This is a genomic window from Paenibacillus sp. FSL H7-689 (assembly GCF_000517905.1).
Taxonomy (GTDB): domain Bacteria; phylum Bacillota; class Bacilli; order Paenibacillales; family Paenibacillaceae; genus Paenibacillus; species Paenibacillus amylolyticus.
This window is the reverse complement of sequence record NZ_ASPU01000015.1, coordinates 248,344-271,087: the sequence shown is the minus strand read 5'-3', so window position 1 is coordinate 271,087 and position 22,744 is coordinate 248,344. Positions and strand designations below refer to the sequence as shown.

The following is a 22,744-nucleotide window of genomic DNA, read 5'->3' as shown; positions in this document are numbered from 1 at the left end:
ACGGATTGCGCCTATGGACAAATTCGTAAAGTTGTAATAAGTTAGTTTGAAGATATTCGAAGTATCTTTCGAAATTTGGACTAACAAGTGAGGTGGATTGCATGATTCCTATTTTGGGACGCATTAACGAATTAAGTCGAAAACAACGCAGCAGCGTCGGCTTGACAAAAGCAGAACAAAGCGAGCAGCAAGAGCTTAGAAAACAATATTTGCAGGCTATTCGAGGTCAGGTGCTGACAACCATGCTGGCAGTATCCGTTGTGGACCCACTGGGTCATGATGTGACCCCTGAGAAATTAACCAATGAAAAATTGCAGCGCCGTGAACAAGCCGGCCAATAGCATTCCTTTAAAAAGACAGACCAAGGTTACATCTTGGTCTGTCTTTTTTTATTTTCTGCAATCATCCGCTCAGCAGGAACTGCATTAATAATCCAGTTAGAGTTTCGTATTAATTAACAAGCATGTTAGATATTTTTAGTATTGATGACAATAAATCTACCGCGAACTTCAAAAAATCCCCGATAACTCATATAATAACGCTAATATATTTCAGAAACACAAAGAAAAATCACAATTACTCTCAATATAACTGACAACAAACTTACATCAAATAATCAAAGAAAGATTAGTTCATATATGTATCTCGAAAGGGTTGATGAATCATGAGCCTGGAAGCTTTAAATGAACGTGTGAAGAATGATCTGGCTTATTTGTCATTTGGTGGCGCGAACTGGGTACGTCCAAGAGAACATGCAGATGGTCATGTCTATGATGTCGTCATTGTGGGTGGAGGCCAGAGTGGATTAGGAGCGGCATTTGGACTTCTTCGTGAACGGATCTCCAATATTGTTGTCATTGACGAGAATGCATCGGGGCTTGAAGGACCTTGGGAGACTTATGCGCGTATGGTTACTTTGCGCACACCCAAGCATCTGACTTCCATCGATCTGGGGATCCCCTCGTTAACCTTTCGCTCATGGTGGGAAGCACAGGTAGGGCCCGAAGGTTGGGAAGAGGTAGATAAAATCCCGCGTGGAGACTGGATGAATTATTTACGCTGGTATCGGAAAGTGCTGAATCTGCCTGTGCTTAATGAGGTAGAAGTGACGCTGGTTGAGCCTATAGAGAACGGAATACATCGACTTCATGTGAACAAGGCTGGATCTCAGATGGACGTTATACTTGCTCGCAAAGTAGTGTTTGCTACGGGAATACAAGGTGGTGGAGAGTGGCATGTGCCATCCATGATTGCGGATAGATTACCTCGGGATCGGTATGCACATACGTCGGAAGCAATTGATTTTGATCGGTTAAAAGGTAAAAGGGTTGCTGTTCTTGGCGGCGGCGCTTCTGCATTCGATAATGCCAGTTATGCCCTTGCCACCGGTGTGGCAGAAGCTTATGTATTTGTACGGCGGGAACAACTGCCTAGTGTTAATCCCATTCGTCAGATGGAACAATCCGGTATGATAGAGCGATACCACGCTCTTCCGGTTGCTGATAAATATGAAGTGATCTCTCATTTCTTCAAATTCAATCAACCGCCTACCAATGATACGTTTAATCGTGCGGCAGCCTGGCCAGGATTCGAACTACATTTGAATTCGCCTTGGCTGAGTGTAGAAGCAACAGACCAAGGCGCGATTGTGCATACCGCGCAGGGTGCATATGAGTTTGATTTTCTAATTATTAGCACAGGTCTTCTCAGTGATCCGGCACTCCGTCCTGAACTGAAGCTTGTGGAGCCATACATCGCACGTTGGGAGGATTGTTACCAGGCTCCGCCAGAGCTTCGCAATGCGTTGCTGGACGCACATCCATACCTGAGTTCCGGGTTTGCAATGACCAGCAGGAGTGAACAGGGTGAGAAACCGTTGCACGGACTGTTTGTATTCAACTACTCTGCACTTGCCAGCTGTGGTCTGTCGGCATCGGCAATATCGGGGACCAAGAGCGCGGTGCCGAAACTGGTCTCTGCCATAGCGGATCAATTGTTCCTCGATGATCGGGAGATTATTTTGCAACAATTCTATGCGTATGAAGAACAGGAATTTACGGCTACGTGGGTGAAAAGTGGTGCCCTCGCTGAGTAATCGCACTCTATAATATTGTGAACGTGTGGCATCTGATGCTGCACGTTTTTTCGTTTTTCATATGATGAAGGTTACACTTGCCTTTAATTTGTTGTAAAATGTCGGTTGGAACATGTTAAAGGCAGGGATAATAGATGAATGAAATGAACTATGAACAATTTAGAGCCCATTTGAAGAAAGCGTCGCGTAAACGAAATGTACCTTTGATTAAGATCGTAGCATTTCAAGAGAAATACATGAAGATTGAAGAAGTTCAATTTTACGATGTGGAACAAAATCATATGAGTGTTCGGGCCTGCAATACGTTGTGGATGCATCTGGAGAATAAATCTTTCCGTAATATGGTGTCCCAACATTTGCAGTTTTATAGAGATATGGAGAACCTGGGTCGCCATTCCTTTGAGAATCTGATCAAAGAATTATATGATACGTCTGTTCCTGTTCTGCTCGATTACAATCCCGCTCATTATTACACCTCGGGGCAGCTCGCTGAGATTCTGGTCATGGACGAGGAGAGGTTAATTGAACAATTGGAGATGGGCCGCTTCAAGGGTGCTTTTATTAATGAAGATGGCAAATGGCTTAAACCCAAACCGGATGCTATGGTTGTAGAGTCATAAACGTCATGCAGTTCCCATGAAAATCAAAATCCTGCAACGCCGCGCATCAAGCGCTGGAGGCTGCAGGATTTTTAATGAAGATTTGAAGGGCACAGAATTCCAACTTTAAGAACATGAAGTAAGAAAGGGACAATTGGACAAGAAAATAAGTCGAAAGATGCGGGTTTTTGAATGTTTTTAAATTATTTTGAATGAAAGTGGTTGTTTTTTGAGTGAATTATGATACTATAGAAGCAGTTGGAGGAATGAAGATGCTGACTGAAGAACGATATGCTGCAATTATAGAGCGCTTACATTTACAGGGAATTGTGAAATTGCAAGAGCTTGTTGATGTGTTGGGTGCTTCTGAATCAACAATTAGGCGTGACTTGATCGATCTGGAGAGTCGTCAGATGCTCAAACGCATCCACGGCGGTGCCGCACTGGTGAATGAAAAAACGCTGGAACCGGGCATGGAAGAAAAAACGTTCAAAAACATTCAACAAAAAACGACGATTGCCCGTTTGGCTGCACAGGAGATCGAAAATGGCGAATGCATTTATCTGGATGCAGGAACGACAACGTTAGCCATGATTCCTTTTATTGAAGCTAAAGACGTAACGGTTGTTACCAATGGACTTTCACATGTTGAGGCTTTGGTAAGCAAGCGTATTCGCAGTTATTTGCTCGGAGGTATGATGAAAATTCATACAAAAGCAGTCATTGGCAGTATCGCATTACAGAACATGGATAATTTCCGTTTTGATAAATGTTTTCTTGGAAGCAACGGAGTTGATCCCGAAATGGGGTATACAACACCGGATCCGGAGGAAGCCTTGATTAAAAGGCGTGCACATCAATTGTCGGGAAAATCTTATGTGCTGGCTGATTCCAGCAAAATAGGGGAAATTACTTTTGCCAAATTGTTTGATTTGGAGGAGGCCGATTTGATTACCGAGCAGATGCCAGAACATTGGCGGCCTGGAATCGCCCAGAAAACTAAAATAATTGAGGGATAACGATGATATATACGATAACACTTAACCCGTCCATTGATTACATCGTGGAAGTGGATGAGCTGAAGCTTGGCGGATTGAATCGAATGAATCGGGATTTGAAGCTCCCTGGCGGCAAAGGCATTAATGTCTCTCGCATACTGAATCAACTTGGAGCAGATAACACGGCTATTGGTTTCCTTGGTGGATTCACGGGACGTTTCATTAATGACAAGTTGCAAGAAGATAACATTCGGACAGACTTTGTTACGATTGCAGACGATACTCGCATTAACATCAAGCTGAAGCATGGAGAAGAGACAGAGATTAATGGTCTTGGACCTGCAATAAGTGCCGAAGAGGCGGAGCAGTTGCTTCACAAATTGTCCTCATTGCAAAAAGGAGATATTGTCATTCTCTCCGGAAGTGTACCTCCTTCACTTGGAACGGATTTTTATGATCGTCTCATTAAAGTGTGCAAGCAAACGGGTGCCGAATTTGTGATTGATACAACTGGCCCTGCGTTAATGGAAGCTCTTGAACATGCACCATTGCTGGTGAAGCCAAATCATCATGAACTGGCCGAACTGTTCGGTGTAACGATTAATACTCGCGAGGAACTGGTGTTATACGGGCGTAAGTTGCTGGAAGCCGGTGCCAAACATGTGTTGATCTCCATGGCAGGCGAGGGTGCATTATTCATTACCAAAGCGGAAGTTCATCATGCGAATGTGCCAAAAGGTACTGTGAAAAACTCGGTTGGTGCCGGTGACTCCATGATTGGCGGATTCGTAGGTACCTATGTACAGAGCGGAAATTTGCTGGAAGCTTTCCGCACAGGGGTTGCATCTGGAAGCGCAACTGCGTTCTCGGATGATCTGGCAACACGTGAATTGATTGATGAATTGCGTAATCAAGTGACCATTACGACAATCTAGTCTAACGGTCTTATAGAAGGTCTTAATTGTAATTGTAATGTAGTGAGGCCTGCCTATGCAGGCCGACTGAACTTAAGGGAGTGTACCAAGATGAGAATAACAGACTTGATGATCCAAGAAACGATGATCATGGACCTGCAAGCCACAACCAAAGATGAGGCTATTGATGAACTAATTGCAAGCCTGAACCGAAGCGGACGAATCAATGATCCGGTCCTGTTCAAGGAAATGATCTATAAAAGAGAAGCTGAATCCAGCACAGGTATCGGTGGCGGAATTGCAATGCCACATGCCAAAACAACAGCGGTGAACGAACCAACAGTTGTATTTGCCAAGAGTAGAAAAGGACTTGATTTTGAAGCGTTGGATGATCAGCCAGCTCATGTGTTCTTCATGATTGCGGCTCCAGAAGGCGCAGGTAATACCCATCTGCGTACGCTTGCAGCTCTTTCCAGGTTGTTGATTGATAGCGATTTCATCTCACAATTGATGAGTACAGATACACCAGCCGAAGTTAGTGCATTGTTTGATGCCAAACAGGCTGAAGCAGCTGAGAAGGAAGCAGCCAAAGAAAAAGAAAAAGCTGAAAAAGCAGCAAATGCCGCATCCACTTCTACTACTGGTCAGCAACAGAATACTTCTGGTGTGATTGTAGGTAATGCCAATTCGGAAGATTTTGTTGTTGCGGTTACAGCCTGTCCAACCGGTATAGCTCATACGTTTATGGCTGAAGATGCACTTAAAAAGAAAGCTCAGGAAATGGGCATTAATATTCGCGTAGAGACAAACGGCTCTGAAGGAGCGCAGAATGTTCTCACTGCTGATGAGATCGCTCGTGCTAAAGGGGTTATCGTTGCCGCAGACAAAAATGTGGAGATGGCACGTTTCGATGGCAAACCGGTATTGCAAAGACCGGTGAGTGATGGAATCCGTAAATCCGAAGAGCTGATTCGCAAGGCTGTTAACGGTGATGCACCGATCTATCGCAGCCAAGGCGGAAATGCCAAGGAAGAGGGTGCAAGCACTGGCAAGATTAGTGTAGGTAGCAAAATCTATAAAGATCTGATGAATGGTATCTCGCATATGCTACCATTCGTTGTAGGTGGCGGTATACTGCTAGCAATCTCCTTCTTGTTCGAACAGCTTGCTAGCCCTGAGAATCCGATTGTGCAACTGCTTCAAACGATCGGTGGCGGAACAGGTGCGTTCCACTTCCTGATTCCGGTACTTGCCGGATTTATCGCGATGAGCATTGGTGATCGCCCAGCCCTGATGCCTGGTATGGTCGGTGGATTGATGGCGGTTAACTCAAATGCCGGTTTCCTTGGTGGTTTGGCTGCCGGTTTCCTGGCGGGTTATGTAGTTATTGGTCTCCGTAAGTTGTTCAAAGGATTGCCAAAAGCGATTGATGGCTTGAAACCAATCTTGCTGTATCCGGTATTTGGTTTGCTGATCGTGGGTGCCATCAGTTTCTATGTCTTTGATCCAATCTTTGGTTCCCTGAACACCTGGCTTGTAGATGCACTGGGTAATCTGGGTACAGGTAATGCGGTATTGTTGGGCTTGTTGCTTGGCGGTATGATGTCCATCGATATGGGTGGACCGTTCAACAAAGCAGCTTACACGTTCGCCATTGGTGTATTCACATCCAGTGGTAACACAGACGGTGCATGGATGGCAGCGGTAATGGCAGGCGGTATGGTGCCTCCTCTGGCGATTGCACTTGCAACAACATTCTTCAAATCCAAATTTACAGAGCAAGAACGCAAATCAGGCCTGACTAACTATGTACTTGGATTCTCTTTCATTACAGAAGGTGCAATTCCATTTGCTGCGGCTGATCCATTACGTGTATTGACTTCTTGTATTCTGGGTTCCGCTGTTGCTGGCGGATTGACACAACTGTGGAGCATTAATGTACCAGCTCCGCACGGCGGGATCTTTGTTGCAGCACTGGCGAACCACGCATTATTGTTCCTGCTCGCTGTTGCGATTGGTTCTGTGATCTCCGGTCTGATTCTGGGACTGTGGAAGAAGTCACCAACGCTTGTGAAGTAATAAATATAAGAAACATCTCCTGGGTGAAATTCACTTGGGGGATGTTTTTTATTTCAGCTTTTACATTCATCTATGGTAAAATAAATATAATTATATTTTGAAACTATGTTTCGTCTAATGAAACTTATGCAGGAGGAATTGGAATGTCTGATGTAATCAAAAGTCAGGTGCAGAAGCAGTTTGCGAAAAATGCAGGTAAATATGTGACGAGTTCGGGGCATGCCAAAGGTGAGGATCTCACGTTGCTCGTGGCTTCATCTCAAGCCACTCCGGATATGAACGTGCTGGATATCGCCACTGGAGGAGGGCATGTCGCTAATGCATTGGCTCCACTTGTTCAGCGGGTGACAGCCCTCGATCTAACGGAAGAAATGCTTCAGGTAGCTGAAGCATTTATCCATGGCAATGGACACCGTAATGTAGATTTTGTAGCCGGGGATGCAGAGAAGCTTCCATTCGATGATGATATCTATGACCTTGTGACCTGCCGAATCGCTGCTCACCATTTTCCGGACGTTTCTTCGTTTGTTCATGAGGCATTACGAGTCATGAAGCCTGGTGGAAGGTTATTATTCATTGACAACGTGGCACCTGAACGTGATGAGAATGACCAGTTTTACAATGAAGTGGAGAAGTGCCGGGATGCAAGCCATGTTCGAGCATGGCGCAAGACGGAATGGATTCATATGCTGGAGTATGCGGGCTTCCGAATGGAAACGATGGTTTCCTTCCAGAAGCGCTTTAAGTTTGAAGAGTGGTGTAACCGTGCGGCACTGCCGGAACGGGAGAGAAGGGAACTTGAAGCAAGTATGTTGAGTGCACCGTCCATCATCAGAAAATTTTTCAATTTTGAAGTGACAACGAACGGGAAGCTCGACAGCTTCCAAGGAGAAAGTGTGTATATCCAAGCGACTAAACCGACTCATGTCTGATTAGGTACAGACCATTTAGCTGGCTGAGCAGTTTATGCAACGGTAACAGGATGAATGTCGATAAAATAAAACAAGCAGAGTACCTTGAACAGGTAGTTCTGCTTGTTTTATTTTGCATATTTATAATCAAAGCGACGGTTCAGGGTTTTAGTATAACTTTGGTACATTCGTCTTCATGATCGTTGAAAATGCGGTATGCATCGCTTGCATTCTCCAGTGAAATCCGATGGGAGATGATCTCCGTTGGATCAAATTCACCAGCAGTGATTTTGCGGAACAATTCAGGCATGTAATGTATAACAGGAGCTTGTCCCATTTTAAGATTGATATTGCGTTCAAACAAATTACCTAACGGAAACATGTTGTAGGAAGAGCCATATACACCCGTAAGTTGGAGTGTGCCGAATTTGCGGATTGCTTTCATGCCGATTTCGATCGCACTCAGTGAACCGCCATGAAGTTTCAGCTTCTGTCCGATCTCCTCCAGCGTGGTTTTTTTACCATCCATACCTACACAGTCGATAACAACGTCGGTTCCGCCTTGTGTAATCTCACGAATGTGCTCACCCATATCATCGTAATCTTCGAAATTAAAGATCTCTGCATCGTTCAAACGTTTGGCTTTCTCCAGTCGATAGGGCAGGCGATCCACAGCAATAACGCGTTTGGCACCTTTCATCCAGGCGAACTTCTGCGTCATCAGCCCAATGGGTCCACTACCGAGTACAGTAACCGTATCTCCCGGTTTAACTCCGGCATTCTCCACGCTCCAATATGCGGTTGGAAGAACATCGGACAGGAATAATAAAGCCTCATCTTCCAGTTCACAGGATTCAGGAATCACAAACGGAGTGAAGTTCCCGTAGGGAACACGCAATAATTCTGCCTGACCTCCGGGGTGGTTTCCGTAACGTTCGGTGAATCCAAAATATCCACCTGTATGAATATCCGGATTGCCATTGGAATTATCACACTGGCTCTCCATGTCATGATTGCAATAGAAGCATTCACCACAAGCGATGTTAAAAGGCAGGACCACACGGTCCCCCTTCTTCACACGTGTCACTTCGGGACCTACTTCTTCTACAATGCCCATCGGTTCATGACCGATAACGTAATCTTTGGCAGCAGGCAAGGCTCCCTGATAAATATGCAAATCGGATCCACATATAGCTGTGGAAGTAATACGAACGATAATGTCATCCTTCTGTTGCAGTTTGGGATCTTCAACTTCTTTGACTTGAATGTCCTTTATACCCTGAAACGTAACGGCTCTCATCTTTCATATTCCTCCTTATATAGTGGGATTCTCTGACAATTACCCCATTTCAGCACAGATGATAGATATACATACTAAATTAAACGACAGGCCATTTTACTTTACGCAAGGCATTGAGCAACTCAGGCGGCGCATTCAGATTGTCACGGACCAGATCCCGAGGAGTTAATGCCATCCACTGATTCAGCGAGACATCCTCAAAGCGATCACTTCGGAATATCTCCAAAAACCATAAAGTGTCTGTACCGGTATTCTGTATATAGTGTCCCATTGCGACAGGAACATATCCGACATCTCCAGCCCGATAGTCAAATGTGCGAGCAATGCCATTGCCTCCAAAGACAGTCATTCTTCCTTGTCCTGTCAGATAGTATTGCCATTCATCTGCATTAGGATGCCAGTGCAGTTCACGCATGGCGCCAGGCCGGATTTCAACGAGTGCGGCAGCAACGGTAGTTGAGATGGGGAAGTTGGTGGAGTCTACAATCCGGACGCTTCCGCCGGGGGTAATGAGTGGTTCCTGGGCCAGCAATCGGTGTTTGAATGTGAGAGGAACGGTGCCATATGGCGACTGAACTTCCTGGCTCTCGATGGAACCCGGGACGGTATCTTGGAAAATGTAGACCTGTTCCTTCGGCATTGACTGAAAAGCGGATTCGGGCACGCCGAAATTGACAGACAATACCTCTGGTGGGGTGTGGGCAAACCAATCCGATATGGATAACGTATTCAGATCGGAGAAGGACCCGTCATCAAACACAAGCAGAAATTCACAACCATCCTCCAGTCCCTGAATGGAATGGGGTAGACCTTTGGGGAAAAACCAGAGATCTCCAGGCCCGACATCCGCAATAAAATTACGTCCGTTCTGATCTACCGAAGTGATTCTTGCCGTTCCCCAGATCATATAGGCCCACTCGGATTGTTGATGCCAGTGCAATTCTCGTACACCTCCCGGTGTCAGGCTCATGTTCACACCAGCCAGTGTCGTGGCAATAGGGAGATCCCGTACGGTGATTTCACGTGACCAACCCCCATGGTTCAATTGCATATGCGTATCGGAAAAAGACATTCTCAGATTGGGCAATAACCCGTTATCTGTTGCTGGAGGTACCAGCATATCGGGGTTTTGTATATCTCTCATAACATCTCTGGGTCCCAGATCAGGTCCTCCAGCGCCATCACTACGAATGGGTTGCGGGATAATAAATGGTTTTTCGTTTGGGTCCTGTCCTTTAGTCATTGAGTGATCCCTCCAGATTCAATAACATGTCACACGCGACACTGTATCGTTATGTTTACACCTATGAATCAGGGCCTGGATAATATGAAGGACAAACGACAAAAAAAGACGTGACCACAATGTGGTCACGTCTTTATACGTATGTGAGAAGGTCGAACAATTCATGAATCCGGTTATCGAATCAGATGAAGGCAGAATTCCAGATCGGATTGCAGATGTTCTTTCATCAGTCGTTCGGCAGTCTGCCCGTCATGTGCCTTGATCGCTTCACAGATCTGATGATGCTCTTCAATGAGGAAGGGGCGCTGATAATATACAACCGTCTGACGGAATAGATAAATGACGGATTGCATTTTGTCGAACAGATCAATCATCAATGCATTATTACTCGCACGCATGATGATTTCGTGAAACTCTTTATTGGCTTCCATAATCTCTTCTTTGCTTCCGGTATGTCCCACGTGCACGCAATGCTCAAGAGCCGCCACTTCCTGGGCGGATAAGAAGGCAGCAGCAGATTGAGCCGCATGTCCCTCCAGTAACTTCCGTAATTCAAACGTATTTCTTAGATCGGTCTCGGTTAGCTTGACGACCCGTTTGTTCACGACTAATCCTTCTTGTTCCAAGCGGCGGATGGATTCACGGATCGGGGTCCGGCTGACATTCAGATCGGTCGCCAGCTTCTCTTCCACAAGTTTGGTTCCCGGAGAAAGGGTGCCTTGCAAAATCATGTCCCGCAGAACTTCATAGGCCTGCTGATAAGCTGGACGGGACTTGTCCGTACTTGGTTGCATTGTATTTCACCTCTCCCTTTACTTTAGCGAAAAAGAAGGCAATAAACAACAAGATTAAAAACCGAATTTTAATTTTAGGATACATAAATAATAAAATTGTATACAAAAATTAAAATGTTGTGTACAATAACGAATGTGAACAGGAATGATAGCGATTACAAGAGTGAAAAGCGAAGAATTTAGGCTGGAGGGATTGCAATATGAAGAAACGAATTGGATTTATTGGACTCGGTATTATGGGACGTCCTATGTCATTGAACCTGATCCGGGCGGGATATGATGTAAGCGTATACGATATTAATCAAACGGCTGTGATGTCATTGGCTGATGCGGGAGCGCGAGGCGCAGCATCTCCAAAAGAGGTGGCTGAGCATAGTGATGTCATCTTCACGATGCTGCCCAACTCAGAGCATGTCCGCACCGTTATAACGGGCGAACAAGGTGTGCTGGCAGGAGCCAATACGGGAAGTATCATTATCGACATGAGCTCCATCTCACCGGTCGTTTCCAAAGAGCTGGCTCAGCTTGTATCCAAATCAGGTTTGTATATGCTGGATGCCCCCGTAAGTGGTGGGGAACCCAAAGCTATAGATGGCACACTCGCCATCATGGTGGGTGGCAATGAAATGATTTTTGAATCTGTGAAAGAGGTTCTGCAAGTGGTAGGACAGGATGTAACGCGAGTCGGGGATAATGGTTCCGGTGCTACCGCCAAGCTGGCGAATCAGATTATCGTGAACCTGAATATTGCGGCCATGTCCGAAGCGCTTGTATTTGCAGCCAAAGCTGGCATTGATGTAGAAAAGATGTATCAGGCAATCCGCAGCGGGCTCGCTGGAAGTGCGGTACTGGATGCAAAAGTGCCACTCATTCTGGATCGTAACTTTGTCGCTGGGGGACGGATTGATATTAACCTCAAAGACATGACCAATGTGATGGAAACGGCGCATGATATCGGAGTTCCTTTACCGCTCAGCAGTCAGTTGCTGGAGATTTTCCATGCACTGAAGATTGATGGGAAAGCCGCAGATGACCATGGCGGAATCGTTCAGTATTTTGAGAAACTCGCAGGTGTAGAAGTGAATCGGGTCTAATAAAAAATTAAAAAAAGAAAAAAGAATGTTAATAGATATAGATATGAGGTGGAGAGACATGACCTATCAGACGTTATCGGATATCCCCGCAGCTCTTCGGACGGACAACTCTTCTGAAGGAGTGCGAGGACAGATTAAACAATTGCAGGACGCGAGGGCTCGCAAAATTATCGTGCTGGATGATGACCCAACCGGTGTACAGACGGTTCATGATATTGATGTGTTGACGCAGTGGGACAAGCCACTGTTGCAGGAGGCATTTCGATCCTCTGAATCGATATTCTATATTCTGACTAATACCCGAGGACTGGATGCAGATACAGCGGAACGTATTAATCGGGAGATTGCCAGCAATGTGCAAGAGGTTGCAGCAGAGGAAGGAACGAGTTTCACCTTTGTGAGTCGTAGTGACTCCATGCTACGTGGTTATTATCCGCTGGAGACGGATGTGCTAGCCGAAGAAGTGGCGCGTGTCAGCGGACGTGCATATGACGGACAACTGATCATTCCGGCCTTTTTCGAGGCAGGACGGGTTACGGTAGGCAACACGCATTATATGGTTGAGGGCGAACAGTTGATTCCAGTTCATGAGACGGAATTTGCCAAGGATAAAGTATTTGGGTATGAGCATGGAGATCTGCCATCGTGGGTAGAGGAGAAGACTTCAGGCCGTATTAAGGCTAGTCGCTGCCTTACCATTTCACTGGAGGAAATCCGTCAAGGAGTCGATGTAGTCAAAGCGATTTTGCTAAAAGCCGAAGACAATGTACCGATTATCGTGAATGCGCTCTCTTATGCAGACATGGATGTACTTTCTCTGGCTTTGCTGCAAGCAGAGGATAAGGGGAAAGCTTTTATTTTTCGGACGGCGGCCTCCTTTGTCAAATCGTATGCGGGCATCTCGGATCAGGCATTTCTGCCGAAAGAACAGCTGATCGCAAGCGGACAGGAACAACATGGCGGCATCGTTGTTGTTGGTTCCTATGTGCAGAAGACGACTCGTCAACTGGAACACCTGCTTACGTTTCCGGGCATCATAAGTCTGGAGATCGATGTGGAGCGTGTATTAACGCCGGATGGATATACGGAGGAAATTCAACGTGTGATTGGTGAAGCGAACAGGCAGCTTGCGGAGGGCAACAATGTTGTTGTATATAGCAGCCGTAAGCTCATCACCGTCGAAGGACATGAGGGTAATTTCAAGATCAGCCAGACGGTATCGTCAGCTTTGGTCGAGATTGTGCAATCCCTTGAAGTCGTACCAAAGTTCATTATTGCCAAAGGTGGCATTACATCCAGTGATGTGGCAACAAAAGGTCTGGCCATACGCAAAGCAAGGGTACTTGGTCAAGTGGCTGCGGGTATTCCGGTATGGTTGACAGGGGAAGAAGCCAAATTCAGTGGTATTCCATACATCGTATTTCCGGGGAATGTTGGCGGGGAACGTGCGCTGCTGGAGACGGTAGAGAAGATCGAAGCTTAAGCTATTACGGAAGGTACGCAGTGTTCAGGTCGTTTGGACCAGTGTAATACTGCGTGCTGACACAACATAACAACTTGGGGGAGGCTATTCGGATGTATTCCGTATTCGGTCTTAGTCATGATGCAAGTCTGCTGCTCTACGCACTGATATCCATTCTTGGGTTGATTCTGTTGATTGCCAAATTTAAAATGAACCCGTTTGTTGCCCTGATCGTGGGTGCTGTCTTTATGGGATTGATCTCGGGTATGCCGTTCACGGATATCGTGAAGTCTTATCAGGAAGGTGTTGCAAGCGTTCTCGGATTCATCGCGATTGTTCTGGGACTTGGAACGATGCTCGGGAAACTCATGGCCGAGTCTGGTGGGGCCGAACGAATAGCCCAGACACTCGTTCGTGTCTTCGGTGAGAAGAACGTACACTGGGCGATGATGGTTGTTGCGCTGATCTGTGGTATTCCGGTATTTATCCAGGTTGGGATCGTGCTACTCTTCCCGCTGGTATTTGTTATTGCGAAGCATACAGGGACGTCGCTGATCAAAATCGGACTTTCACTTGTGGCGGGTCTTGCCGTAGTACACAGTCTGATTCCGCCTCATCCGGCGGCGATGCTCGCGGTAGGAATCTTCAATGCCGATGTTGGTAAAACGATATTCCTGGCTCTGATTGTATCCCTTCCAGCCGCAGCGATTGCAGGTCCGCTCTATGGAACGTGGATTTCCAAGCGGATCAAAGTCGAGACTTCAAGTGAGCTAATGGAACAGTTCACCGAGACCAAAGATCGGGAACTGCCTGGTTTCGGCATCACCCTCTTTACGATCTTGCTTCCGGTGATTCTGATGTTACTCGCTACGATTGTGGATCTGATTTTACCAGAGACAAACGGATTCCGTCAGGTCGTTGATTTCATCGGTAGTCCGATTATTGCACTGCTGCTCGCTCTGCTCTTTTCCTTTTATTCTTTTGGATATGCACGTGGTTTCAGCAAACAGCAGATATTGAAATATACAAATGATTGCTTGGGCCCAGTTGCTTCCATCATCTTGCTGATCGGTGCAGGCGGCGGATTCAACCGTATCCTGACAGACAGCGGTGTAGGTGATGCGATCGCAGGATTTGCCCAAAGTGCGCATCTTTCTCCACTCGTGCTGGCCTTTGTCATTGCCGGATTGATTCGTGCAGCGGTAGGTTCAGCTACGGTGGCGATGACAACAGCGGCGGGTATTGTGGCTCCAATCGCCATGACGATGCCGGGGGTAAGTCCGGAATTGCTGGTGCTCGCAACGGGAGCAGGTTCGATTATTTTGTCCCATGTAAATGATTCGGGATTCTGGATTGTCAAAGAGTACTTGAATCTGTCTGTGCCGCAGACACTTAAAACATGGACGGTCATGGAGACCATTCTCGGATTTGCTGCCTTTGGCATGGTGTTATTGTTGAGTGTCTTTATCTAACAAGGAAAAAAACCATAAAGCCTATAAACCTAAAAACACGCCGCTATGGCGTGTTTTTAGGTTATGTTTACTGCTCACCATCCATCATGATTAAGATGGGGTGATTGTGGTCTTTCCAGACTGCGTTGTACGAAAACGCTGCTCGTAGATCTCATTTACCCGCTTTAAAACAGCAGGGCCTTGCTCTGTGAAACGAAGCTCTGTCGCTTTATTTTTAACCAGGAACGCACCGGATTCGTGTCTGGCTGGGGATAAGGCCGCATTGTAGAGCAACGAAGCGCCATGGCTTGGATGAGGAAAGAACCATTTCATGATAGGTTTGATATAGAAGGGCAGGCCGGATGTTTTGTTGCCCCTTAGCGTATTATTTCCACCGGGATCTACGCTTAGTAATTGCATGCCATCCGCATTGGGAGACTTGGCAACCTCGCGTGTCCATAGGGATAAGCCGAGCTTCGAGGTGGCATAAGGACCAAACAGCTTTTTGAATTCGGCTGGACGTTCCAGGATGTTCATATCAAATTGTCTGATCATATTGAACGAGGTGGTGGAAGTATTAATAACTGTTTTCATCTGTCCTTTGAGCAATAGCTCAACTAATTCCATGTAGATGATGTAAGGGACTACCGTCTGAAGTTCAAAGTGCAGTTCATGCCCCTGATCAGAGAAACGAAGTTCGGCAGCGCTGCCTCCGGCATTGTTAAACAAGACATCGATCGAATTGGTATCGGATTTAATCTGATCGAGTGCAGTTCTAAGACTGTCGTAGTTGGTCAGATTAGCCTGAACCCAACGGAGCTGGCCTGTACGTAAGGCGTTCTCAATATCGGTATCCTCGGATGGGAAAGCAGAACGGTTGAGACCGATTACCTGCCATCCTTCAGCCAGTAACTTGCGTGTCAGTTCAAGACCAATTCCTGACGTTGACCCTGTGATGAGAGCTGTGCGAAGTTGATTTTGTATATTCATATATACCTCCAGAAGAATGGGATTACAGAACGAATCTGTATGCTGCGCTCATTCTATAACTTGGAGTCGACTCCAAGTCAAGGGGTGTTGGGATTGAACGGATCATGCTTGACTTGGAGTCAGCTCCAAGTTGTAATATGGAGAGAAATGAATGTGGAGGAGGCCCATATGATGAGTGAGAATGAAGTATTCTCCATTAAAGAAACGTCAGAACAGGCCGGATTATCAGAAGATACAATTCGTTATTATGAGAAGATTGGGCTGCTCCCCCGAGCTGAACGCAAAGCCAATCGTCATCGTGTATATCGCTCGGAGGATATCCATACGATGAAGTTGATCACTTGCCTGAAAAAAACAGGAATGTCTCTGGAGGAAATGAAGCCTTATTTACAAATGTCCATGGATTCCGATCTCGCAGATTTCCCGGATGAACGGGAGATGCTGGTGAATCACCGGAAGAAAGTTGAAGCCCAGATTGCTTCGCTACAGCAAGTCGTTGATTTTATCGATGAGAAGTTGGAGAAACGAAGTATGTATCCTGATGAATGTCCTATTTCCGTGGAGAACCAGATGTCTGTTTTTGAAAAACAGAACATATTCTCTTGATGGCGTTGCTGCCATTTGAATCCGAAAACCCACGTCATGATGACGCGGGTCTTTTTGCTGATTCTAGCATTTAATATCGAGTGTATGACGAAGTCGTTTGATATCGCTTTTGGGAGGGAGACCATACATGCGGGCATACTCCCGGCTGAATTGAGACGGACTTTCATAGCCAACCTGGAACGCAGCGTCGGCGGCATCGGTTGAACCTGCAAGCAGCATTCGCCGGGCTTCGTGCAATCGAATTTGTTTCTGGAATTGCAAAGGGCTCATGGCGGTAATGGCTTTGAAATGATGATGTAATGAAGAAGAACTCATGTTGATCATGGCAGCGAGTTGCTCAATCCGAAGTGGCTTAGCATAATCAGATTGGATGACTTCGATCACCTCGGCGATGTGCTGTGCATGACTGTCCTGAATAGCAAACTGCTTGATGGAATGTCCGTGTTCATCCTGGATAATACGATATAGAATTTCGCGGATAAACATAGGGGCAAGGACAGGAATGTCTTCAGGTGTATCCAGCAGCCGAACCAATCGGATCACGGCTTCAAGAAGGGAAGGTTTGGTTGAGCTAACAAACAATCCTCTTTGTGTTGAATGGTCAGGTTTGGGTTGTGCAGAAGGCGTATCCTGAATCAGATCAAAAATCTGCCCTGAATCAAAATCCAGTCGAATACATAGATAGGGATGTTCGGTTGTAGCCTTTACAACCTGCCCTGAAATAGGCAAGTTTACGGAAGCTACCAAATATTGTGACAGGTCGTAGGTGTAACTCTCGCGGCCGAGTATAACTAATTTGGAACCTTGAGCGACAATGCAGAGGGCAGGCTGATGAACGGAATATATGGGTTGTGAGATCTCGGAGGTACGGATTAAGGCAAGGGATGGAATTGCTGTTGGATGTATCCCGTCATTTGGGGTGAAATGCTCAATAAGTTGAGCCAATTGTTGCTGCTGCTCCGTGATGCCCGTATCCGTTTCATTTGTTTTGATAAACATGAATTGCAGCCCCCTTGTAAACCACGATAACTATTATTTTAAAACGCGCTGGAGGAATAGGCAAGAATATTGCAGGATTTTTCTATCGTACAACGACTGATCCTCTACATAATGGAGATAAGCAACGGAATCTTTTGAAGCAGAGAGGAGTGAGAAACAATGGAGCGCAATTCAATGGGCGACCACAAGAACCAAAACACCCGTATGTAGGAAACATATAGAATACGTGGATGATACGGGATTTACGGCGGATGGAGACTTCAGGGACGGCGTTTTGTACCATGCAGGCATGATTTTGTATAGAGAAAATGTACAATAACAACCAAATAAGGAGCGATTTAATATGTCCAATGTAAAAGGGAAAGTTGTTGTGATTACCGGTGCAAGTAGTGGAATTGGTGAGTCAACAGCTCGATTGCTTGCACAGCATGGAGCACATGTAGTTATTGGAGCTAGACGTATGGAACGTTTGGAGGCATTGGCCTCCGCCATTCGTTTGGAGGGCGGATCGGTGGAGTATCATTCACTGGATGTTACCCGATTGGAAGAGATGCAAACCATCGTTGACCTCGCTCAAACTCGCTATGGACGTATCGATGTTATTTTAAATAACGCTGGAGTTATGCCGCTATCTCCCCTTGAATCGTTAAAAGTAGATGAGTGGAATCGCATGATAGATGTTAACATTCGTGGTGTTCTGCATGGCATTGCGGCTGGACTGCCCGTCATGAAAAAGCAGGGTTTCGGCCAGTTTATTAATATCGCCTCTATTGGAGCCTATGCCGTGTCACCAACGGCAGCGGTGTATTGTGCAACCAAATACGCGGTCCGCGCCATTTCGGAGGGGTTGCGACAGGAAGTAGGCGGAGATATCCGTGTAACCCTTGTATCACCGGGCGTGACGGAATCGGAACTCGCGGATACGATTTCTGATGAAGAAGCACGTGATCTCATGAAAGAGTATCGGCGCATATCCATTCCTGCCTCGGCGATTGCGCAAAGTATCTTGTATGCCATTAGCCAGCCGGCAGAGGTGGACGTAAATGAGATTGTAGTGAGACCGACAGCAAGCATGGCTTAAGTTCGGATCCTCTTTTGGTATATAATAGATTCAATTGATACGAAAAGAGGAATAGTGCAGTGACATTACAACAACTAAAATATGTGATCGAAGTTGCCACGCGCGGTTCCATGAATGAAGCAGCCAAAAGGTTGTTTATCTCGCAACCCAGCCTTTCGAATGCCATTCGGGATCTGGAGCAGGAGTTGCGAATTACTATTTTTGAACGTACCAATAAGGGAATATCTCTGTCTAAAGAAGGCGTTGAGTTTCTGAGTTATGCACGTCAGGTGGTAGAACAAGCTGAATTGCTGGAGAATCGTTATCTGAACGCCAAGCCATCCCCGCAGCACTTCTCTGTATCGACGCAGCATTATGCGTTTGCAGTGAATGCCTTTGTTCGTCTGGTGCAGCAGTATGGTCAGGATGAATACGAGTTGGCGCTTCGGGAGACAAAGACCTACGAGATTATTCAGGACGTGAAAAGCCTGCGTAGTGAAATTGGCATCCTGTATTTGAATGAGTTCAATGCCAAGGTAATTAACAAATTGTTAAAAGATGCGGGATTGGTTTTCACGAGTTTGTTCACAGCCAAGCCCCATATCTTTATCAGTGTGAAGAACCCGCTGGCGAAGCAGGAGTCGGTTGCAATCGAGCAACTGCAGGATTATCCGTACCTGTCATTTGATCAGGGAGAGTACAATTCCTTTCACTTTTCCGAAGAGATCCTGAGTACGTTATCTCACCCCAAAAGCATACAGGTCAATGACCGCGCAACATTGTTTAACCTATTGATTGGTCTGAATGGTTATACGATCTCTACGGGCGTACTTAGCGCTGATCTGAACGGAGACGAGATCATTCCTGTACCGCTGGAATGTGAGGAATCCATTAATGTAGGGTGGATAAGCCACAAGAGCACTTCTCTCTCTAATCTGGGTGTAGCATATGTCCAGGCTCTGCATGAGGCCATAGGGTCTTAGAAGTGTTAAATGGTTCATCAAAAGGCCGTTTCCGTATGAGTCGGAACGGTTTTTTTGTTGTACTATGATCTTTAAAGTATAGGGTGGTATGTTGTCATCACGTGTAATAGAATGAAGGTATATGTCGAATGTGTGCAAGAGATCGAAGGGAGAACGGTTAGTGAGAGTTCTGTATCGGAATAAAAGTGAACAGCATGAGCTGACGGTATATGATACCAAAAAGCTTTATGGAGAGAAGGGCCAGTTTCGTGTATTAGAATTCTCCAATGCAGCTGTGCAGGGAGCCATGGATCTGGATGAGCCTAACCGGATGGTGTTGGAGTATCCGAGAGCGATGGTGCATCTAATGGAACGGAATGATCCTGAGTTTGATACCGTATTTGTGGTGGGACATGGTATTGGCACATTGCCAACCTACTTGTCTGATCGTCAGGTAAAAGTGGCTGAGCTTGACGCGGAGGTCGTGGAGTTGAGCCAAACCTTTTTTGGTTATGAGGGAAGCCCTGTGCTCATTGGGGATGGTCGTGAATTATTGAGCCAGGAACCTGCTGCGTCATATGATTATATTATTATTGATGCCTTTACGGCAACGGGTACACCCGAGCAGTTTATATCCAGTGATTTTTTTGCGATGGTCAAGGACAAGCTGGACTCGGACGGAGCTGTCATCCTTAATGTGTTTGGGCGTGCGGGCAACGATCGGCTTGTCAATGCGATCTATACGACACTTCAGGCACAGTTTGCCTATACACGTGCATTCGCATTACCTACAGAAACAGCGGATGAAGTTCAGAATCGCATTTTAATGGGTAGTCATCACCCGATCGAATTTCAGGTTCGTCAGATGGCAGGGTTTGTGGAACAAGAGCCAGAAGAAGGATATATCATTGTCGATTAGGGCGATCCTGAACAGTGATTCTTCCAGGGAAAGTAAAATGTCATTAAATCGTCAATCTTACGATGTAATTGTTAAGATTTCTCAGTCTCTTTATTTGATCTTAACAACTTTCGTATAAGATAGAAGGAATATGCTTTTTCATGAAAATCCGGGGGAAGTAAACGATGATTGCACAGATCAAGAGATCTAGAAGATTACGAAGAAAAATAAAAAACATCAAGAAGATCAGCCTCACGGCTTTACTCGGCGGGTTGGTCACTATTTCAGTTATAATGACATTGACCCTCATGGTCATCTCATCTTATACATCTCAGAAACAGTCACTCATTGATAACACCCTGTCCCTAAACTATGCAAGCGCTGTGCAAATGAGCCAAACGCTGGATTCGCTTTTTTATTCCATGCAGGAGAGCTTGAAATATGCAGCCAATTATTTCCCGAATATGGATCACTCCAATACAAAAGAGTTGAATTCCACATTGGATTTAGTTCGCAATAGCAGTAATTTTTTCAATTCCGTTTCTTTGGTAAATAAAGCGGGGGTAGTCAGGTCAACCTCACCTTACTCAGAGGCTAGTGTAGGTCACCATGTTAGTTCCAATGCAGCAAAAGAAGCGGTAAAATTGAGAACTTCGTATATCTCCGAAGCGTACCAGACACCCAGAACCAAACGCAGAATTGTATTTGTCAGTGAACCGATCTTTGATTCGGCAGGGGAGTATCAAGGAACAATCGGTGGAAATATCTTTTTACAGGAAAATAATATATTGAGTCTGTCTTTTGGCAGTCAGCTCAAGACAAGTAATGGGTCCTACTTTTTTATTGTGGATAAGAAGGGCACTTTGTTATTTCACCCAAACACCAACCGAATTGGTGAAAATGTCAGTAAAAATGAAGTGGTGCAAAAGCTGCTAGTAAACAAGAACGGTAAAGAACAATACAAAAACCTGGCAGGTGTGGATTCGCTTGCAGGTTATTACAAAGTTCCATCAACAGGTTGGGGCGTCGTAATCGTGTCTCCAACCCAAACGGTGTACGATCAGTTGAATCATCATATCCGTATGTTGTTGCTGTACACCTCAGTGCCTTTTCTGATCCTGACCCTTATTGTGGTTCGGGTTGCACGCAAGCTGGCCAGTCCTTTTGCTATGCTGGCTGATTTGGTGAATCAGGTCGATAAGGGACAAGTAGATCTGCCTGTGATGAAACCTCACTGGAATAGAGAGGCAGACCTTCTAACAAGAGCAGTTGTTGGCGCGTTGGCGAACTTTAGGAAACAGACAAACCAGCTTGTCTATGATGCCAGAACCGATGTTTTAACAGGCATGAACAATCGCAGAACCTTCGAAGAAGTCATTCAGGAATGGATTCAGGATGAGGCGCCATTCTCCATTATTGTTCTGGATATCGACCGCTTCAAGTCCATTAATGATACATTCGGGCATCATGCTGGGGATGAAGTATTAAAACACATTGCCAATATCATTCAATTGTCTGTTCGACCAGAAGATGTATGCGCCAGGTTTGGTGGAGAGGAATTTGTAGTCTTGTTAAGAAATTCCGAGTCTAACGTCGCTTTTGAGATTGCTGAACGTATCCGAATAACGGTCGAAGAAAGCATATTGCCTATAGATCGTTCCGTCACCATCTCGGCTGGAATTGCTGAATATCCGAAGCACTCCACAACATCCACAGAACTGTTTCACTTGGCGGATAATGCATTGTATCAAGCGAAGGAAGAGGGACGTAACCGTACGGTTACGATCCAATCGGTTATTAAATAAGCAAGCAAAGAAGCTGTTCCCTTAAAAACCAGGGACAGCTTCTTTTGTGTACTATACCTCTTGTGAGGATCTGGCCAGAACCTCATTTGTATACGTTTCTCCCCAATCTCGCATGCTGAAGATAATCGGCCGTAACGTTTCACCAAATGGTGTGAGGGAATACTCCACTTTAGGTGGGATCTGGGGGTATATTTCACGATGAACAATTCCGCTGCTTTCCAACTCTCGAAGTTGCAGGGTGAGCATTCGCTGGGTGATGTCAGGAAACAATTTTCGGATCTCGTTAAATCTCAAAGGACCGGAGAATAAATGATACAAAATGGCACCTTTCCATTTGCCTCCGATCACACTGAGGGTAACTTCCACGGAACAGCCGTAGGGCGCGGGACATAGCTTGGTTGCGTCCTTTTTCATTATAAGTACACCTCCACTTTACGGTGATTTTCTATAGTATCTATTTGGGTGGTTATATTACATAACGTAC

21 protein-coding genes and 1 pseudogene are annotated in these 22,744 nt (G+C 45.7%); 16 read left to right on the top strand and 6 right to left on the bottom strand.

What is annotated here, in order from left to right; all coding sequences use genetic code 11:
• The first annotated feature begins 101 nt into the window (after positions 1 to 101).
• The 7 genes from C170_RS12200 (at position 102) to C170_RS12170 (ending at position 7,617) form a co-directional block, all read left to right on the top strand.
• Entirely contained in the window at positions 102 to 341 is a 240-nt protein-coding gene (locus C170_RS12200; protein WP_017689452.1) for a DUF896 domain-containing protein, read from the top strand.
• Positions 342 to 664: 323 nt separating this feature from the next.
• Positions 665 to 2,095 carry an NAD(P)-binding domain-containing protein gene (locus C170_RS12195; protein WP_036609767.1) on the top strand — a complete coding sequence of 477 codons (1,431 nt, stop codon included), beginning with the start codon at positions 665 to 667 and terminating at the stop codon, positions 2,093 to 2,095.
• A gap of 134 nt (positions 2,096 to 2,229) precedes the next feature.
• Positions 2,230 to 2,715, top strand: a complete 486-nt coding sequence (locus tag C170_RS12190) for a hypothetical protein (RefSeq protein ID WP_036609765.1) — start codon at positions 2,230 to 2,232, stop codon at positions 2,713 to 2,715.
• A 251-nt stretch (positions 2,716 to 2,966) separates the two neighbouring features.
• Complete coding sequence (locus tag C170_RS12185; protein WP_017689448.1) at positions 2,967 to 3,713, top strand: DeoR/GlpR family DNA-binding transcription regulator; 747 nt, start codon at positions 2,967 to 2,969, stop codon at positions 3,711 to 3,713.
• A 2-nt stretch (positions 3,714 to 3,715) separates the two neighbouring features.
• On the top strand, positions 3,716 to 4,627 hold the full coding sequence (gene pfkB / locus C170_RS12180; protein WP_036609763.1) for a 1-phosphofructokinase: 912 nt from the start codon (positions 3,716 to 3,718) through the stop codon (positions 4,625 to 4,627).
• A 90-nt stretch (positions 4,628 to 4,717) separates the two neighbouring features.
• On the top strand, positions 4,718 to 6,685 hold the full coding sequence (locus C170_RS12175) for a PTS fructose transporter subunit IIABC (protein WP_036609761.1): 1,968 nt from the start codon (positions 4,718 to 4,720) through the stop codon (positions 6,683 to 6,685).
• A 143-nt stretch (positions 6,686 to 6,828) separates the two neighbouring features.
• On the top strand, positions 6,829 to 7,617 hold the full coding sequence (locus tag C170_RS12170) for a class I SAM-dependent methyltransferase (protein ID WP_036609759.1): 789 nt from the start codon (positions 6,829 to 6,831) through the stop codon (positions 7,615 to 7,617).
• Positions 7,618 to 7,756: 139 nt separating this feature from the next.
• Here C170_RS12170 and C170_RS12165 read toward each other — a convergent pair whose 3' ends face one another.
• The 3 genes from C170_RS12165 to C170_RS12155 form a co-directional block, all read right to left on the bottom strand.
• Positions 7,757 to 8,896, bottom strand: a complete 1,140-nt coding sequence (locus C170_RS12165; RefSeq protein WP_036609757.1) for a zinc-dependent alcohol dehydrogenase — start codon at positions 8,894 to 8,896, stop codon at positions 7,757 to 7,759.
• Positions 8,897 to 8,975: 79 nt separating this feature from the next.
• A complete protein-coding gene (locus C170_RS12160) occupies positions 8,976 to 10,139 on the bottom strand; it encodes an oxalate decarboxylase family bicupin (protein ID WP_036609755.1) in 1,164 nt (387 codons plus the stop codon).
• Positions 10,140 to 10,312: 173 nt separating this feature from the next.
• On the bottom strand, positions 10,313 to 10,933 hold the full coding sequence (locus C170_RS12155) for a GntR family transcriptional regulator (RefSeq protein WP_036609753.1): 621 nt from the start codon (positions 10,931 to 10,933) through the stop codon (positions 10,313 to 10,315).
• Positions 10,934 to 11,133: 200 nt separating this feature from the next.
• On the opposite strand from C170_RS12155, the gene garR reads away from it, so the two are divergent.
• The 3 genes from garR to C170_RS12140 all read left to right on the top strand — a co-directional run bounded on the left by garR (position 11,134) and on the right by C170_RS12140 (position 14,961).
• The gene (garR, locus tag C170_RS12150; protein WP_036609751.1) at positions 11,134 to 12,027 is read left to right on the top strand and encodes a 2-hydroxy-3-oxopropionate reductase; all 894 of its coding nucleotides are present in this window, start codon (positions 11,134 to 11,136) and stop codon (positions 12,025 to 12,027) included.
• Positions 12,028 to 12,085: 58 nt separating this feature from the next.
• Complete coding sequence (locus tag C170_RS12145; protein WP_051447137.1) at positions 12,086 to 13,510, top strand: four-carbon acid sugar kinase family protein; 1,425 nt, start codon at positions 12,086 to 12,088, stop codon at positions 13,508 to 13,510.
• A gap of 92 nt (positions 13,511 to 13,602) precedes the next feature.
• The gene (locus C170_RS12140; RefSeq protein ID WP_036609749.1) at positions 13,603 to 14,961 is read left to right on the top strand and encodes a GntP family permease; all 1,359 of its coding nucleotides are present in this window, start codon (positions 13,603 to 13,605) and stop codon (positions 14,959 to 14,961) included.
• A 90-nt stretch (positions 14,962 to 15,051) separates the two neighbouring features.
• Here the strand turns inward: C170_RS12140 and C170_RS12135 are convergent, their stop codons facing one another.
• On the bottom strand, positions 15,052 to 15,930 hold the full coding sequence (locus C170_RS12135) for an SDR family NAD(P)-dependent oxidoreductase (RefSeq protein WP_036609746.1): 879 nt from the start codon (positions 15,928 to 15,930) through the stop codon (positions 15,052 to 15,054).
• Between the two features lie 168 nt (positions 15,931 to 16,098).
• On the opposite strand from C170_RS12135, the gene C170_RS12130 reads away from it, so the two are divergent.
• Positions 16,099 to 16,536, top strand: a complete 438-nt coding sequence (locus tag C170_RS12130; RefSeq protein ID WP_051447136.1) for a MerR family transcriptional regulator — start codon at positions 16,099 to 16,101, stop codon at positions 16,534 to 16,536.
• Positions 16,537 to 16,599: 63 nt separating this feature from the next.
• On the opposite strand, the gene C170_RS12125 is transcribed toward C170_RS12130, so the two are convergent.
• Entirely contained in the window at positions 16,600 to 17,535 is a 936-nt protein-coding gene (locus C170_RS12125; RefSeq protein ID WP_036609745.1) for an AraC family transcriptional regulator, read from the bottom strand.
• Between the two features lie 214 nt (positions 17,536 to 17,749).
• Between C170_RS12125 and C170_RS30420 the strand changes: the two are divergent.
• The 5 genes and pseudogenes from C170_RS30420 to C170_RS12105 all read left to right on the top strand — a co-directional run.
• Positions 17,750 to 17,854, top strand: a pseudogene (locus tag C170_RS30420) (Atu4866 domain-containing protein); the annotation flags it as partial.
• Between the two features lie 24 nt (positions 17,855 to 17,878).
• Positions 17,879 to 18,616, top strand: a complete 738-nt coding sequence (locus tag C170_RS12120; RefSeq protein ID WP_036609743.1) for an SDR family oxidoreductase — start codon at positions 17,879 to 17,881, stop codon at positions 18,614 to 18,616.
• 59 nt (positions 18,617 to 18,675) lie between these two features.
• Positions 18,676 to 19,578 carry a LysR family transcriptional regulator gene (locus tag C170_RS12115; protein WP_017689438.1) on the top strand — a complete coding sequence of 301 codons (903 nt, stop codon included), beginning with the start codon at positions 18,676 to 18,678 and terminating at the stop codon, positions 19,576 to 19,578.
• A gap of 160 nt (positions 19,579 to 19,738) precedes the next feature.
• Positions 19,739 to 20,476 carry a spermidine synthase gene (locus tag C170_RS12110; protein ID WP_036609741.1) on the top strand — a complete coding sequence of 246 codons (738 nt, stop codon included), beginning with the start codon at positions 19,739 to 19,741 and terminating at the stop codon, positions 20,474 to 20,476.
• 164 nt (positions 20,477 to 20,640) lie between these two features.
• A complete protein-coding gene (locus C170_RS12105) occupies positions 20,641 to 22,260 on the top strand; it encodes a sensor domain-containing diguanylate cyclase (RefSeq protein WP_051447134.1) in 1,620 nt (539 codons plus the stop codon).
• 51 nt (positions 22,261 to 22,311) lie between these two features.
• On the opposite strand, the gene C170_RS12100 is transcribed toward C170_RS12105, so the two are convergent.
• Entirely contained in the window at positions 22,312 to 22,674 is a 363-nt protein-coding gene (locus C170_RS12100) for a winged helix-turn-helix transcriptional regulator (protein WP_036609739.1), read from the bottom strand.
• Between the last annotated feature and the right edge of the window lie 70 nt (positions 22,675 to 22,744).